The organism is Synechococcus sp. R55.7, from assembly GCF_047461955.1.
In the GTDB taxonomy this organism is placed as follows: domain Bacteria; phylum Cyanobacteriota; class Cyanobacteriia; order Thermostichales; family Thermostichaceae; genus Thermostichus.
The window spans coordinates 3,897-5,114 of sequence record NZ_JANSIC010000094.1 but is presented as its reverse complement, the minus strand read 5'-3'; the positions used below and the strand labels follow the sequence as shown (position 1 = coordinate 5,114).

At 59.5% G+C, this 1,218-nt stretch carries 1 protein-coding gene; it reads left to right on the top strand.

Annotated features, from left to right (window positions below):
- The first annotated feature begins 58 nt into the window (after positions 1-58).
- Positions 59-1,108, top strand: a complete 1,050-nt coding sequence (locus NW820_RS06660; protein WP_414407038.1) for a hypothetical protein — start codon at positions 59-61, stop codon at positions 1,106-1,108.
- The last annotated feature ends 110 nt before the right edge of the window (positions 1,109-1,218 follow it).

Genomic DNA, 1,218 nt, shown 5'->3' with positions numbered 1-1,218 from the left:
GAGGTCGGGCCCAAAGGATGAGCCACGGTCTGGGTGGGCTTGGCACAGCCCTTGGGGAATGGTGATCGCCCTGGTTGGGATCTTGACCTTGCTGCTGCTCGGTGCCGGCTGTTCTGGCCAGGGGGAATCTGCAGCTTCCCCCCCTGCGTTGATCCCTCTCCCACCTCAACCGGGAACCGAGTCGATTCCCATGCCGGTGCGTACCCTGGGCAACAGCCGCTTCAAGCTCCTGGGCCTGACAGTGGGGGTGGCCGGGAGCGGAGCTGAGGTGTTACTGGATACCGGCTCGGCAGGTTTGCGCATTGTAGCGACGGCGGCAGGTCGCTTTGGCCTGGAACGGACGGGGATCCCTTCCACTGTGACGTTCGGAGATGGCACGCAATTTATCGGGGTGTTGGCCCGCGCCCCCTTCAGCATAGGCGGGATCCCCAGTCGGGAGCCGGTAACGATTCAGTTGATCGACCGGATCACCTGTGTGGACGCCCTGGTGGCCAGTTGTTCAGAGAACTTGTTTGGAGAAGGGCGGCCCTTCGCCGGGATCCTAGGCACGTCCTTGGATGAGCGCAGCCCCAACCGCGAGCTGTTTAGCCCGCTCACCCGTCTTCCGGGCAATTTCCGCTCTGGGTACATTATTCAAACGGGGGGCTTCAACTCCACCCAGGGCCTGTTCACGGTTGGCCTAACGGCTGCCAACACCGTCGGCTTCAATTTCCGGCAGTTTCCCCAGGTGGGAAGCTTTCCCGACGGCACCCCCATCTGGCGGGATGAGGCTTTACAAGTGGCCTACAGCATTAGCAACACTTCCATTCAAAATGCTCTCAGCCCCACCGTTTTTGACAGTGGTTCTTCCGACATTTTTCTCAACGTCAGGCTGTTGGGGGCAGCTCCCTTCTCCACCTCGACCTTACCCCCTGGGGCAGAGTGGCGAGCTGTGCTGGAGGGGGCTTTTGACTACCGCATTCGGGTTGGCTTTCCCATTACGCCCAGCCGGGATCGGATTTTTGTTAACGGCAACCAAGGAGTGCAACTGTTGGGCATGCCACTGTTTTTCAACGCCGACGTTGCCTTTGATATTGAAGGCGGTCGGATCGGCTTTCGCGTGCGTTGAGACAAAGTTGTTTTCAACATCCAAAAGCATTGGGATCACTTGCGGAGAAGAACTTGCCATGTTCGGCCGAGCCTTGAAAACCGGGAACAGCACGCCGCGCAGATGGCCTT